12 protein-coding genes are annotated in these 14,457 nt (G+C 66.7%); 2 read left to right on the top strand and 10 right to left on the bottom strand.

Going from position 1 to position 14,457, the window contains the following annotated elements; translation table 11 throughout:
* Nucleotides 1-34: 34 nt before the first annotated feature.
* Nucleotides 35-1,201 carry an arabinogalactan endo-1,4-beta-galactosidase gene (locus U4Z31_RS23655; RefSeq protein WP_321811502.1) on the top strand — a complete coding sequence of 389 codons (1,167 nt, stop codon included), beginning with the start codon at nt 35-37 and terminating at the stop codon, nt 1,199-1,201.
* 99 nt (nt 1,202-1,300) lie between these two features.
* Here U4Z31_RS23655 and U4Z31_RS23650 read toward each other — a convergent pair whose 3' ends face one another.
* The 6 genes from U4Z31_RS23650 to U4Z31_RS23625 form a co-directional block, all read right to left on the bottom strand.
* Nucleotides 1,301-2,566, bottom strand: a complete 1,266-nt coding sequence (locus U4Z31_RS23650; RefSeq protein ID WP_321811501.1) for a sugar efflux transporter — start codon at nt 2,564-2,566, stop codon at nt 1,301-1,303.
* Nucleotides 2,567-2,570: 4 nt separating this feature from the next.
* Complete coding sequence (locus U4Z31_RS23645; RefSeq protein WP_321811500.1) at nt 2,571-4,541, bottom strand: beta-galactosidase; 1,971 nt, start codon at nt 4,539-4,541, stop codon at nt 2,571-2,573.
* Between the two features lie 36 nt (nt 4,542-4,577).
* The gene (locus tag U4Z31_RS23640) at nt 4,578-5,429 is read right to left on the bottom strand and encodes a carbohydrate ABC transporter permease (RefSeq protein ID WP_321811499.1); all 852 of its coding nucleotides are present in this window, start codon (nt 5,427-5,429) and stop codon (nt 4,578-4,580) included.
* Between the two features lie 11 nt (nt 5,430-5,440).
* Complete coding sequence (locus U4Z31_RS23635; RefSeq protein ID WP_321801951.1) at nt 5,441-6,358, bottom strand: sugar ABC transporter permease; 918 nt, start codon at nt 6,356-6,358, stop codon at nt 5,441-5,443.
* 98 nt (nt 6,359-6,456) lie between these two features.
* Nucleotides 6,457-7,695: an ABC transporter substrate-binding protein gene (locus U4Z31_RS23630; RefSeq protein WP_321811498.1), complete on the bottom strand. Its 1,239-nt coding sequence runs from the start codon at nt 7,693-7,695 to the stop codon at nt 6,457-6,459.
* A 63-nt stretch (nt 7,696-7,758) separates the two neighbouring features.
* A complete protein-coding gene (locus tag U4Z31_RS23625; protein WP_321811497.1) occupies nt 7,759-8,913 on the bottom strand; it encodes a sn-glycerol-3-phosphate ABC transporter ATP-binding protein UgpC in 1,155 nt (384 codons plus the stop codon).
* Nucleotides 8,914-9,145: 232 nt separating this feature from the next.
* Here U4Z31_RS23625 and U4Z31_RS23620 point away from each other — a divergent pair, with 232 nt between their 5' ends.
* Nucleotides 9,146-10,159, top strand: coding sequence for a LacI family DNA-binding transcriptional regulator (locus U4Z31_RS23620; protein ID WP_321811496.1), 1,014 nt, complete (start codon nt 9,146-9,148; stop codon nt 10,157-10,159).
* Between the two features lie 269 nt (nt 10,160-10,428).
* Here the strand turns inward: U4Z31_RS23620 and U4Z31_RS23615 are convergent, their stop codons facing one another.
* The 4 genes from U4Z31_RS23615 to U4Z31_RS23600 all read right to left on the bottom strand — a co-directional run bounded on the left by U4Z31_RS23615 (nt 10,429) and on the right by U4Z31_RS23600 (nt 14,395).
* Entirely contained in the window at nt 10,429-11,868 is a 1,440-nt protein-coding gene (locus tag U4Z31_RS23615; RefSeq protein ID WP_321811495.1) for an MFS transporter, read from the bottom strand.
* A gap of 103 nt (nt 11,869-11,971) precedes the next feature.
* A complete protein-coding gene (locus U4Z31_RS23610) occupies nt 11,972-12,136 on the bottom strand; it encodes a hypothetical protein (protein ID WP_321811539.1) in 165 nt (54 codons plus the stop codon).
* A 158-nt stretch (nt 12,137-12,294) separates the two neighbouring features.
* Complete coding sequence (locus U4Z31_RS23605) at nt 12,295-13,446, bottom strand: CaiB/BaiF CoA-transferase family protein (RefSeq protein ID WP_321811494.1); 1,152 nt, start codon at nt 13,444-13,446, stop codon at nt 12,295-12,297.
* Nucleotides 13,447-13,453: 7 nt separating this feature from the next.
* Nucleotides 13,454-14,395 carry a hydroxymethylglutaryl-CoA lyase gene (locus U4Z31_RS23600; protein ID WP_321811493.1) on the bottom strand — a complete coding sequence of 314 codons (942 nt, stop codon included), beginning with the start codon at nt 14,393-14,395 and terminating at the stop codon, nt 13,454-13,456.
* Between the last annotated feature and the right edge of the window lie 62 nt (nt 14,396-14,457).

Genomic DNA, 14,457 nt, shown 5'->3' with positions numbered 1-14,457 from the left:
ATCGATCGACCGGGCCCGATACTGGAGGATGACGATGAACAGACGATCGATGTTGCGCTGGAGTGTCTCGACCGCGGCGCTCGCGTGCGTCGACCTGGCCGGCGCGTTGCCGGCCGTCGCGCAAGGCGTCGCGCGCGCCGCAGGCAGCGCGGGTATCCCGTTCGCGATGGGCGCCGACGTGTCGACGCTGCCGGAACTCGAGGCGCACGGTGCACGGTACTTCGACCGCGGGCATCCGCGCGACTGCCTGAAGATCCTGCATGCGCATGGCGTCGATTCGATCCGCATCAAGGTATGGAACGATCCCGGCAATCCGGATTTCTTCCCCGCGAACCAGAGCGATGCGGCAGGCTACAACGACGCGGCCCATGTCGTGGCGCTCGCGAAGCGCGCGGCCGCGCTCGGCATGCGCATCCTGATCGACTTCCACTACAGCGACTGGTGGGCCGACCCCGGCAAGCAATACCCGCCGCATGCATGGGCCGGCAAGAATCTCGCCGAAACGTGCGCACTGCTGTCGGCCTATACGACCGACGTGCTGCGCCAGCTTCAGCGCGCCGGCGTGCGGCCCGAGTGGGTGCAGACCGGCAACGAGATCACAGGCGGCATGCTGTGGCCGCTCGGCCGCTACGACCAGTGGGACAACCTCGCGCAACTGCTGAAGACGGGCCACGATGCGGTGAAGGCCGTCGATCCGCGCATCAAGGTGATGCTGCACATCGACAGCGGCGGCGACAACGCGAAAAGCCGCTGGTGGTTCGACAGCGCGACGCAACGCGGTGTCGCGTTCGACGTGATCGGCCTGTCGTATTACCCGCAGTGGCAAGGCGCGCTCGACGACCTGCGCAACAACGCGAACGACCTCGCCGTGCGCTACGACAAGGAACTGATCGTCGTCGAGACCGCGTATCCGTGGACCACCAGCGACGGCGACTCGGAGCCGAATGCGATGACGAACACCGGCTCGACCGCGTTCCCGCCGTCGCCGGCCGGCCAGGCGCAGTTCCTCGCGGCGGTCGTCGACATCGTGAAGGGCGTGCCGGGCAATCGCGGCAAGGGCGTGTTCTGGTGGGAACCGGAATGGATCCCGACACCGGGCGTCGGCTGGAAGCTGGGCGCGGGCGATCAGTGGGACAACAATACGCTGTTCGACTTCCACGGCAATGCGCTGGCGTCGCTCGACGCGTATCGCAAGCGTTGACGCTTCACGGCATCGCCGATTCACCGCACCGGCGCATCGTGCGTCAGTGCGGTGGGTTGAAGCGGTGTCGTGCGGGCGGTGTGGTGTCCCTTGTGTCGCTCATACCGCTCGCTGCGCCGTTCCGCTCACACCGCCCCGCTCGCCGCGCGCATCCAGCGCGAGCAGCACGCACGCCACGAGCGCGAGCCCGCAGCACCCCGCGAACGTCGCGCGATAGCCGAACAGGTCGACGCACGCCCCCGACAGCACACCCGACGCGATCGAGCCGACGCGCGCGGTGCTGAAGAACATCGCGGTCGCGGCACCGGGGCGCGTGGGCATCAGGTCGCATACGCGCGTCATCCCGAGGCACGACGTGATCGCGACCACGCAAGCGCTCAACAGCTGCAGCGGCAGGATCAGGTCGACTCGCGTCACTGTCGCGAGGCCGATGAAATACGCCGCATGCACGACCGCGCATGCGGTCAGCCAGCGTGCCTTGTCGAGCCGCGTCGAGCGGATGCCGAGCCACAGCATCATCGGAATCTCGAGCAACGCGGCCAGACCCAGCGCAGCCGACACGTTCGCCGGCGTGCCGCCGAGCCCGCGCACGATGTACAGCGGCAGCACGATCATCGTCGCGTTCGCGGCGAGCCCCATTAGCGTCAGCGCGACGAGGGTCCGCAGCACGCGCGCGCGCTGCGTGACGACGACCGACGCAGCAACGCCCGACGGCGCCGGAGCGTGGTCGACCGCGCGCACGTGAACGGCGGCCGGTCGCCGCGCTGGCTCCGGAATCCGCGCGACGATCGCCGCGCACGCGACGAAGCCCGCCGAAGCCGCGAGAAAGAGCCCGGTGAAACCCGTCTGCGCGAGGATCATTGCGCCGAGCGCGGGCCCGAACACCCACGCGACCGACAGCATCGTGCGCAGCGCGGCCGACGCGAGCTCGCGCTGTGCATCGTCATCGACCGGCAGCACCGCGCGCGCGAACGAGAAGATCTGCGACAGCGACACGGCCCCCGCGCCGAGCAGGATCGTGCCGGCCGCGATCACCGGCCCGTGCGCGCGCAGCACGCACAGCAGCGCGAAGCCGAGCGCGGCAGCGGCGAGCGATACGACGAGCAACGGCCGGTGGCGGTCGCGGCGATCGGACCAGCGTCCGGCCCACGTGCTGGCGACGACACCGCTCGCCGCGATCAGCGTCATGAATACGCCGGCCAGTGACGGCGACATTGCTGCCGCCTGCACGCCGAACAGCGACAGGTACGGCGCCGTAAACGACATCGCGACGCCGAGCATCAGCGCCGCGCCGGACAGCGGCACGAAATGCGCGATCCCGGCGAGGCGCGCGATACGTGACCGCAGCGACGGCACCGACTGCATCGCGTCAGTCCGGCTCGACCCATGCGGCGACGTCGACCGCGCCGAGTTCGCGGCCGCCGAGCACGAAACGCGCACCGTCCGGCGCGGGCAGCGTGCACGTTGCGTCGCCGTAGTTGAACGCGAACACGACGCGCCCGCGCCGGCGCAAGCGCACGCCGTCCGGCAATGCACGCACCGGCAGTCCGGCATCGCGCGCGCAGCGGCCGACGATCGCACGCAACAGCGTGCGATCGAAGCAGGCGGTCGCCATCGTCACGTGGCCGCGCCGCACGAGTGCGGGCACGCCGTCATCGCAGGCCGCGAGCACGTCGACACCGGTGACCGATTCCATATCGACGTGATCGCGCCATTTCAGCGCGTGGCCGTCGATGCCGTCGAACGCGACGCGCGGGGCGAGCGACGGCCGCAGCGATTCGACCTGGCCGATCCGCACCGGCAGCACGTCACGCAGCTTGCCGGGTGCGAGGCCCGGCGCGATGGCGAATGCCGCCGTACGCGAACCCGTGCGCGGTCCGAACAGCCACTGCGCATCGCCACGCGCGGCCTGCTCGACGATTCGATCCGTGACGACCGGCAGCGTCGGCGCGACGACGAACGCATAACGCGACACGTCCGCACCGGCCGCGACGATATCGACGTCGATCCCGAGTTCGCGCAGCGCGCGATACCAGTCGAACGCATGTTGCTGATAGTCGAAGTCGGCGCCATGCGGCTGGATCCGGATCATCCAGTCCGCCTCGTAGTCGAACAGCAGCGCGACGCGCGCCGGACGCTCCGAACCCGCGAAGCACCCGGGATCCAGCGCAGCCAGTTCACGTGCGACGCGCGCCACTTCGTGGCCGCCCGGCGACAGCCGGTCGTCCGGCGCGTTGAGCCCCGAATGCAGTTGCTCCTGCGCATGCGGATACTGCCGCCACCGGAAATACGATACGAGTTCCGCGCCATGCGCGAACGCTTCCCATGTCCACAGCCGCACGGCGCCGGCGTGCGGCACCGGGTTGTACGGCCCCCAGTTGACGGGCCCCGCCTGTTGCTCCATCACCCACATCCGGCCGTTGCCGACGCCGCGATACAGGTCGTGCGAGAACGCCGACACGTCCGGGTGCCCGGTGCGGGCCCAGCGCCGCTTGTCGGATTCGTCGAGCGGCAGCACTTCGGTGCGCGGCACCGGGTAGCTGTCCCACGCGGCCACGTCGAGGCCGCCGCGCGCGAACGCATAGTGATCGAACTCGGTGAAAAAGCCCATGAAGTTGTGCAGCACGTCGCGGCCCGGTGCGTGCGGGCGGATCGCATCGACCTGCACGGCATGGAACCGCGCGACCTCGTCCGACTGATAGCGGCAGAAGTCGAGCAGATGGGCCGGATTCGCGTCGGTCGGCGTATGGCGCGGCAGTTCGATCTCGTCGAAGCCGCGATACTCCATGCTCCAGAACACGTTGCCCCACGCGCGGTTCAGCGCGCCGATATCGCCGTAGCGCACGGCGAGCCATGCGCGAAAACCTTCGAGCGCCGCACGCGTATAGCTCGGCAGCGTGTTGTGGCAGCCGATCTCGTTGTCGGTCTGCCATGCGATCACCGCCGGATGCGCGCCGTAGCGCCGCGCCATCGCGTCCACGATGCGCACGCAGTGCTCGCGATACACGTGGCTCGCGATATCGTAGTGGCGACGCGAGCCGAACTGCCACACCGCGCCGTCCGCGCCGATCGGCAGGATCTCCGGATGACGATCGACGAGCCATTTCGGCGGCGCGGCGGTCGGCGTGCCGAGCACGATCTTCAGTTGCTGGCCGGTGAGCGTGTCGATCGCCTCGTCGAGCCACGCCCAGTCGTAGCGGCCGGGTTCCGGCTCCATCCGGCTCCACGCGAATTCGGCGATCCGCACGCGGGTCAGGCCCAGTTCGGCCATCCGCCGCGCGTCGCGCTCCCATTGTTCGCGCGGCCAGTGTTCGGGGTAATAGCAAACGCCGAGGTGCATCGTGGATTCCTTGCAGATGAAAGAGGATGGGACGGATCAGCCCTTGGTCGCACCGAACGTGAGCCCCGCGACGAAGTGCTTCTGCATCGCGAAGAACATCAGGACCGACGGCAGCGCCGCGAGCACCGAGCCGGCCGACACGATGTTCCAGGCGGTCGTCCACTGCCCCTTGAGCGCGGCGACGCCGACGGTGATCGGCGCCGCGTCGTCGCCTTGCGTGAGGCACAGCGCCCAGAAATAGTCGTTCCACACGAACGTGAACACGAGGATCGCGAGTGCGGCGAGCGCGGGCCGCACGAGCGGCAGCACGACGCGCCAGTAGATCGCCCACTCCGACGCGCCTTCGACGCGCGCGGCCTCGATCAGCTCGAACGGCAGCTCGCGGATGAAGTTGCGCAGGAACAGCGTGCAGAAACCGGTCTGGAACGCGGTATGGAACAGCACGAGCGCCCACACGGTGTTGTATAGGCCGACGCCGAGCATGATCTGCCGCACCGGGATCATCAGGATCTGGATCGGCACGAAGTTGCCGGCGACGAACAGCCCGAGCAGCACGAGATTGCCGCGAAACCGGTAGTTCGCGAGCGCATGCCCGGCGAGCGACGCGAGCAGGATCGATGCGGCGACCGACGGCACCGTGATCAGGATGCTGTTCGCGAAGTAATGCAGCATCGGCGTCTGCGTGAGCGCGGTGCCGTAGTTGTCGAGCAGCGCGAACTGCTTCGGCCAGTCCCAGTAATGGCCGGCCATGATCTCGTCGGTCGAGCGGACCGACGTGACGAGCACCGCGAGCAGCGGCACGAGCCACAGCGCGAGCGCGCACGGCAGCGACAGGCGGTACAGCAGGCGGGCGGGACGTCCCCAGCGGGACACGGGCATCGGATACATGTTGGTTATCCTTACGACTCGACGCGCACCAGCTTGCGCAGTTGCCACACGATATAGACGAGCATGATTGCGAACAGCACGACCGCGATCGCGGCCGAATAGCCTTCCCGGTAGTACTTGATCGCCTGGTCGACCATGAAGTACGCGAGCACGGTCGAGCTGTCGAACGGGCCGCCGCCCGTCATCACCGAGATCAGGTCGAAGCTGCGCAGCGCGCCGATCACGGTCAGCACCACCGCCATGAAGGTCGCGGGCCGCAGCTGCGGCAGGATCACGTGCCACAGCAGCGTGAAGCCGCGTGCGCCTTCCATCCGCGCCGCTTCGACGATCTCGCCGTTGATGCCGGTGAGCCCGGTCAGGTAGAGGATCATGCAGAACGGAATCTGCGGCCACAGCGCGGCGACGATCACGCCGTAGGTCGCATAGCGCGGATCGCCGAGCACCGGGATCCCGTGTCCGACGATCAGCTTCAGCAGTCCGAACGTCGGATCGTAGAACCACGAGAACACCAGGCCCACGACGACGCCGGGCAACACGAATGGTGCGAAGAACAGCGACTTCACGAGCCGGATGCCGAACACGTTCTGGTTCAGGTACAGCGCGAGCGCGAGGCCGAGCGGCGGCGCGGCGAGGAACAGCGCGAGCCACAGCACGTTGTTCTTCAGCGCGACATAGAACGTGTCGGACTGCAGCAGCTCGCGATAGTTGTCGAGCCCGGCATACGTCATCGGCGTCATCCCGTCCCAGTGATGGAAGCTCAGCCAGATGCTGCTGACGATCGGATACAGCACGAACACGGTGAAAAGCGCGAATCCCGGCAGCACGAACCACAGGGCCGCGCGGTTGCGCCGGCGCGCGAGCGACGCGCGCGCATGCCGCTGCGGGCCGGCTTCGCGGCGCACGGCGCTTTCGGACAGGCTGGTTGACATGAGGTGACCTTCGACGAAACGAACCAAACGAACCCAACGAACGAGACGGTGACAACGACGCACCGGACCGGCATGCGCCGGCCCGGCCGCGCGGCGCGTTATTTCCGGTAGATGCGCTTGCGAGTCTGCTCGAGGCGCTGCAGGATCGCATCGAGCTGCGTCGGGTCGGACAGGAACTGCTGCATCGCCTTCATCCCCTCGTCCGCCATTTCCTTCGTCATGTCGCGATCGTAGAACTGCGCGATGCCGCCGGGCGTCGTCGCGAGCGTGCGGAAGCCGATCTTCGAGATCGGGTCCTGCGGCTCGGGCGCCTTGTTGTTCGACGGCAACTGCCCCATTCCCTTCGCGAACTCGCCGCTCACCGCCGGTTGCCCCATGAACGCGAGGAAGCGACGCGCGTCCGTCTTGTTGTGCGCCTTCGCCGGCACGATCAGCACGTTGACCGGGCCATCTTCCGCAAGCGGCACCGACGCATCGATCACCGGGAAGCGGAAGAAGCCGATCGGGTTGCGCGCCGCACTCAGCAGGCCCGCCGAATACCAGGTGCCCATCAGCGTCATCGCGGCCTGGCCGTTGACGATCAGCGGGCTCAGCGAATCGACGTCGTAGGACAGCGCGTTGTCGATGAAATACTTGTCGTCGATCAGCTTCTTCCATGCCGCGTACACGGCCCGCACGCGCGGATCGGTATACGCGACGTCGCCGGCCATCAGCTTCTGGTGGAATGCATAGCCGTTGATCCGCAGGTCGAGGTAGTCGAACCACGCGGCCAGCGTCCACGCATCGCGCGCGGCCACCGCGACCGGCGCGATGCCGGCCGCCTTCAGCTTGCGGCACGCGTCGAGAAACTGCGCCCAGTCGGCCGGCTCGCCGTGAATGCCGGCCTTCTCGAACAGGTCCTTGCGGTAGAACAACCCATACGCGTCGTAGCCGAGCGGCAAACTATAGAGCTTGCCGCCGTAGGTCGACGACTGCTTCACGGCCGCATACGTTTCGTTCCAGCCGTTCTTCTGCCAGTCCGCGCTCAGGTCCTCGATCAGCCCGCGCTTCGCGAAGTACGCGAGCCGTTCGCCGTTGTTCCAGCTCAGCACGTCGGGCGGATCGGTCGCGAGCCAGCCCGACATCTGCACCTTGTACGCCTCCTCGCCGACGTAGCTGACCTTCAGGTCGATATCCGGATTCGCCTTGTGGAACTGGTCGAACGCCGCCTGCCACGTCGCACGCTGGTTGCCGCGCGCGGCGACGTTCACCTTCAGCGTGCCCGCATCGGCCGTCCCCGCGGCGCATGCCGCGGCAGTCGTCAGGGCAAGCAGCAATCGGCTCGCACGAAGTCTCATCGTTGTCTCCTGGTATTGGTGTGATGGGTGCCGCGTCGCGCGCGGCGGGTCGGCAGTGCGCCGCTACGCGAACGCCGCTTCGACGTGGACGGCCGGCAACGCGATACCGGCCTCGTCGAACAGGTGGCAGCACGACGGCGACACGCGGAATGCATGCCGCTCGCCGCGCCGCAACGCGGCCTGTCCCGGCAGTTTCGCGAGCAGCGGCACGCCGCCGAGCTGGTCGAGATGCACGTACGCGGCTTCGCCGAGCTGCTCGACGAGCGCGACGTCGCGCACGACCGCCGGCAGGTCGGCATCGCCGGACGCGCCGACCGTCAGATGCTCGGGACGAATCCCGAGCGTCACGCGCGCGCCGCTGCCGACGTGGCGCGGCAACGGCCGATCGCGCAGCGTCAGCGTTTCGCCGGTTCCATCCAGGCGCAGCCGGCAGCCATGCGCATCGCCCGCTTCGACGACCGCCGGCAGGAAGTTCATCCGCGGCGAGCCGATGAATCCCGCGACGAAGCGGTTGGCCGGCCGGTGATACAGCTCGAGCGGCGCACCGGCCTGTGCGATGCTGCCGAAGCGCGCGACGTCGTCGCCCGCGTGCAGCAGCACGATCCGGTCGGCCAGCGTCATCGCCTCGATCTGGTCGTGCGTCACGTAGACGGAGCTCGATTGCGTGAAGCGTGCGTGCAGGCGGGCAATCTCGACGCGTGTCTGGCCGCGCAGCGTCGCGTCGAGATTCGACAGCGGCTCGTCGAACAGGAACACGCGCGGCTCGCGCACGATCGCGCGGCCGATCGCGACGCGCTGCCGCTGGCCGCCCGACAGCGCCTTCGGCTTGCGATCGAGCAGCGCGTCGAGCTGCAGCACGCGCGCGGCTTCGGTCACGCGGCGGCGGATCTCGTCCTTCGGCGTGCCGGCGATCCGCAACCCGAAACCGATGTTGTCGAACACGGTCATGTGCGGAAACAGCGCATAGCTCTGGAACACCATCGCTACACCGCGCTCGGCAGGCGGCGTGTCGTTCATGCGCGCACCGCCGATCCGCAGCTCGCCTTCGGTCACGTCCTCTAGCCCGGCGATCATCCGCAACAGCGTGGACTTGCCGCAGCCCGACGGGCCGAGAAACACGCAAAACTCGTGCGACGCGATCTCGAGGTTCACGTCGCGCAGCACCGGCGCATGGTCGCCGTAGCGCTTCGAGACGTCCTTCAATGAAATGGCGGTCATCGCGCTCTCCTCTCCCGGTCAGGCGCTTCGGATCGAAAAATTTAATCGCTTAAATTTTGGTGGTGCAGTTCGTCCGGTTCGCCGTACCATGTCGTCTCCTTGTTGATGTGTCGAGAAATTAGCGTATCGCCTGTCCCTGTGCAACTAGTGGGACGCACTCCCAAAATATGAGCAGACACTCCCCCGCTTCGCTTCCGTCGCGCCTCTTCTCCCGACCACCCGGAGGCCGCGCATGGTGACGCTCGCGCAAGTCGCGCAGCGCGCGAACGTCACTGCTGCGACCGTCTCGAACGTGCTGCGCAATCCGCAGAAGGTGAAGCCGGCGACCGTCGAACGCGTGATGGCCGCGATCCGCGAACTCGGCTATCGGCCGAACCTGACCGCGCGCGCGCTGGCCGAGGGCCGCACGTCGACGCTCGCGCTGATGCTGTCGAACATCACGAACCCGTTCTATCCGGAGTTCGTGCTGGCCGCCGAGCGCGAGGCGCGCAAGCGCGGCCATTACCTGCTCGTGTCGAATACCGACGACGATCCGGCCATCACGCGCAACTACCTCGAGCGGATCGCGGGGACGCTCGCCGCCGGCGCGATCGTGATGAACACCGACCTCGCCGAAGCCGAGCTGGCCGACATCGCACGCCACGGCGCGTCGATCGTGCTGTGCATGTGGGAGCACGTGCATGCGTCGCGCACGCTGCCGTGCGTGACGGTCGATTTCGCGGCGGCGGGGGCGCTGGCGGCCACGCACCTGTCCGGGCTGCGGCATCGCGCGTTCGGCGCGCTCGTCGGCAGGGGATCGGGCGGCCCGCAGTCGGTGCGGCTGCGCGGCTTCGCCGACGAACTCGCGGCACGCGGCCATCCGGCGGACGCGTTGACGACCGTGTCGGCGCACGACTCGATCGAAGGTGGCTACGAAGCGGCTGCTGCGTTACTGAGGGCGCAGCCGGGCCTCACCGCGCTGTTCGCGACCAACGACCTGATGGCGATCGGCGCGATGCAGGCGGCCGCCGATCTCGGCTTGCGCGTGCCGGTCGATCTGTCGGTGATCGGCATGACCGATATCCAGCTCGCGCACCAGTTCCGCCCCGCGCTGACGACGGCGCGGTTTCCGACGTCGCAGATCGCCGCGCGGGCGATCGCGCTGACGCTCGACATGATCGACGGGATCGAACCGGCTGCCGCCGTGCATACGATCGGGGCGCCGGAGCTGGTCGTGCGGGAGTCGACGGGGGTGGCGCGGGGGTGAGGGTTCGATTCGGCCGGCGGAGCCATCTGTTCGCCGGCGCAGGTGGCGAACGTGCCGCCTCGATGTACAGCCTGATCGGCACGGCACGACGAGGCGATTCGGGAACGTGCGTCGTGCCGGCCAATCGTCGCCGAACGCCTGCTGCCACTTGACGGCCTCGGCATCGTCGACCCGGCGACGGCAAGATCCACATGCCGGACCGATCTTCGAACCATCAAACCGCAACGTGCCCTCGTACGCGTCGCGGTTGTCGAGATAATCGTGACGGGTCAGTGGTTCAGTTCCTCGAGCCGCACACCATTGGTCTTCGGTCCAAAGAGGCCGATTGACACCGCGACCATCAGCATACATGCCGTGATGCCGGCAAATACCCCTGGCACGCCGAAATCACGGAGAAGAAATGCGATCAAAAAGCCCGACATCATCGCACCGACCCGGCTGGCCGAATACACGATGCCGTTGGCCCGGCCCCGTATCGCTGTCGGGAACAACTCTGCCTGGTACGCGTGATAGCAGACCGAGATGATCTGGCCGGCGAAGCTGATCAACACACCGAGGATGATCAGCGGTGCCATCGTCCTGGCATGTGCGAACGCCATCCCGCATAGGATCACGATCAACGCACCGCCAACGATCAGGTATTTGCGCTGGATCCTGTCGGCGACCGCCATCGCCAGCAGCGGCCCGATCGGCAACGCGAACGCGATGATGAACGAATAGAGCAGGCTTTTCGTGACGGTGATGCCCTGGCTGATCAACAGCGTCGGCACCCAGCTCGCAAAACCATAGTAGCCGATCGCCTGGCAGAAGTTGAAGACAATCAGAATCACCATGCGTGATCGATAAGGTTGCTGCCACAACTCCGCAAGCGATGCACGTCGATGCTTCGGCTGCACCACGACCTGCGACGGGAGCGGCAGCGACCGCCCCGACTGACGCTCGACGATCGCCTCGATGTTCCGCACGATCGCGTCGCTCTCGTCGAGTTTTCCGCGTATGGCGAGCCACCGCGGGCTCTCGGGCACACCGCGCCGGATGAACCACACCAGCAACGCGCCGGCCGCGCCTGCGAGCACCACGACCCGCCACCCTTCGATACCGAACACCGTGGTCGGTACGAGCCAGTACGACAGGATCGCGGCGACTGGAGCCGCCGCGAACATCACACTCTGGTTGAACGCCATCGCGCGGCCGCGCATGTGTTGCGGCACAACCTCCGTCACATAGCTGTCGATCGTGATGATTTCGACCCCGACGCCGATGCCGGTGATGAAGCGCCAGAAAATCATCCCCTCCGGGGTGGTCTGGAAGGCCATGATCACTGAACCGACCGAATACCAGAGCAGCGAGACCGTGAACACCGAGCGCCGGCCGTATCGATCGGGCAGCCAGCCCAGTCCGAACGTCCCGACGAACAGGCCGGCGAATGTCGCGGCGATGAAGCCGGCGATCCCGGTGAAGCCGAAAAACGCGTGCGTGGTCGTTTGCAGCACCCCGCTCTTCGTCATGCCCGGCGCGATGTAGCCGGTGAAGATCAGGTCGTAGACTTCGAAAAAGCCACCCAACGAGATCAGCAGCACCAGCATCCATAGATGGCGGGTGATCGGAAGGCGATCCATACGCGCGGCGATTGCGGCACCCGGCGAGTTGTCGACGTTGACGACGAGTTGATCGTGCGGACGGGAATCCGCGGTTGCTGTGGAATGCATGTATGTCTCCTGAATACGGCAAATGTCGACGGCCTTGTTGTTGGATCGTGGTCCGTCTGCCGGTGTATCGCGCTCCGCGCACGTCATGCGTGGAGCGCGTTGTTCAACTGTGTTTCCCTACGACACCTCGGCGGATCTGATCGCGCTCGATAGATAAAGCGGTGCGCCACCGATACCCTTGATGGCAGGCAATCGCAGCCACGGGCCATGCGAACTCGACGAATTCAAATCCCGTCAACCCCATTGGGTTATCAAACAAATCTGCCATCTCTGTATCTCCGAAGTGATCAGACGGCCAAACCGACCTGATCGGGACGGTGGCGATGAACGTTGGCGCGGCGCACGTCATCCGCCGCGTTATCGAGCAGGTTCGCAACCTGTTCGTCCATCGGTTCCCGCACCGCTTACGCGAGTGCGCCTGGAAGGTCATGCGTTCGCTCGTCCGCGCAGTCGCGAAAGAATCTCGTGCGTGTGTTCGCCGACCCGGGCGAGCGCCTGCCGTACGCCCGGCCGCCGACCTCCCATCGTCAGCGGCAACAAGACAACATCGGTCATCGTGCCGTCGTCGGTCTCCATCGGCACGAGTCCGCCGCTGGCCTTCAGATGCGGGTCGTCGAACAGCTGCTCCGGTCGCACGATCGGCGCGTACGGAATGCCCGCGGCCTCGAGCTTCGGCATTAGTTCGTCGACACGGTGGTCCTTGAGCACGGCGCCGAGCGCTTCGAGCAATTCGGGCCGAACCGCCACACGCAATGCGTTGCTCGCGAAGCGCGGCTCCGCGGACAGATCCGGGCGGCCGAGGACGTCGCACAGCGTGACGAACTGCTTGTCGCTGACGGCGCCGATGAACAGCTGTTCGCCGTCGGCAAGCGTGAACACGTCATACACGCTCCATGCGGACACGCGCGCGGGCATCGGCGGCGGCGCTTCATGCGTCATTGCATACTGCTGCATGTGCTGCGCGGAGAGGAACACGCAGTTTTCGAAGAGCGCGCTTTGTACTTCCTGGCCGCGTCCGGTGACATCCCGTTCGCGCAACGCGGCCAGCACGCCGATCGCGCCGAACATGCCACCCATGATGTCGTTGACCGATGTTCCCGCACGCAACGGCCGGCCCACCGGCCCCGTCATGTACGACAGTCCACCCATCATTTGCACGACTTCGTCGAGCGCGAGACGCTTCTCGTAGGGGCCGGGCAGGAACCCCTTGTGCGACACGTAGACGAGCCGTGGAAACGCATTCGAAAGCGTGTCGTAGTCGAGACCGAGCTTCGTCATCAAGCCCGGGCGGAAGTTCTCGAGCATCACGTCGCACGTGCCGATCAGCGCGAGCGCGGCGTCCCTGCCCTCCGGTGTGTTGATGTCGAGAACGACGCTCTTCTTGTTGCGGTTGAAGGTGCGGAAGAAGCCGATGCCGAGGCCCGGCAGCTTGCGCGTCTTGTCACCGCCGGGCGGCTCGATCTTGATGACCTCCGCGCCGAGATCCGCGAGGATCATCCCGCACGTCGGCCCCATGACCATGTGTGTAAACTCGATCACTCGCACACCGTCGAGCGGAAGTCTTGCGTTGGTTTCCATGAGGTCCTCAGGCATTGAGCGCCGTCGATGCAAGATGCGTTTTCGGCAGACCGGCACGCCACAGCGCGCCATGCAGCATTTCGCCGTCGAGCCAGCGCGCGACCTTGGCGCGCAGCGCCAGCAGCGCCGTCAGGTCGATGCCGGTGTCGATGCCCATCTCGTCCAGCATGAACGCGAGGTCCTCGCTCGACGCGTTGCCGCTTGCGCCCGGTGCATGAGGACACCCGCCGATTCCTGCGAGCGTCGCGTCGAAACGCGCGACACCGGTTTCCAGCGCGGCATAGATGTTGGCGAGCGCGAGGCCGCGCGTGTCATGAAAGTGGCCGCAATAGAAGCGCTCGCCTGCCATGCGGCGCGCACGCTCGAACAGGTCACGAACGGCCGCGGGCCCCGCATAGCCGACCGTATCGGCGATGCTGACGCGATCCGCGCCCGCATCGAGCAGCGCCTGCATGCAACGCAAGACCTCGTCCGGTTCGACACGCCCCTGGATCGTGCAGCCGAATGCCGTGCCGATGCCGCCTTCGATCAGCGTCGTCGATCCGGCGGCGTCGCGCGCGGCGCGGATATGCGCAACCTCGGCGATCACTTCGTCGGGCGTCTTGCGCAGGTTCGCGAGGCTGTGTTCGCGGCTCGCGGACACCGGCACGAGCAGCAAGTCGGCGCAAGTCTCGATGGCGCGCTGCGCGCCTGTCAGGTTGGGCACCAGCACCGACACGGTGAGGCCCGGTAGCGTTTTCGCGTAGGCGATGAGTTCGGCCGTATCCGCAAGTTGCGGCAGAAGCCGTGCCGGCACGAAGGAACCGACTTCGATCTCGCGCTGGCCGGCTGCGTACGCATCGGCAATCCATTCGATCTTGCGCTCGGTCGGCAGAACGGCCTGGATGCTCTGCAGGCCGTCACGCAATCCGACCTCGCGAATCACGACATGGGAGGGAAAAGAAGGCATGGGGTCGCTGTCTCCGCAATCTGTGGCCGGTCATTGCACGCCGGCGATAGCCCTTACTCTAT

The organism is Burkholderia sp. BCC1985 (genome assembly GCF_905339915.1).
GTDB lineage: Bacteria > Pseudomonadota > Gammaproteobacteria > Burkholderiales > Burkholderiaceae > Burkholderia.
This window is presented reverse-complemented; position numbering and strand designations above follow the sequence as displayed.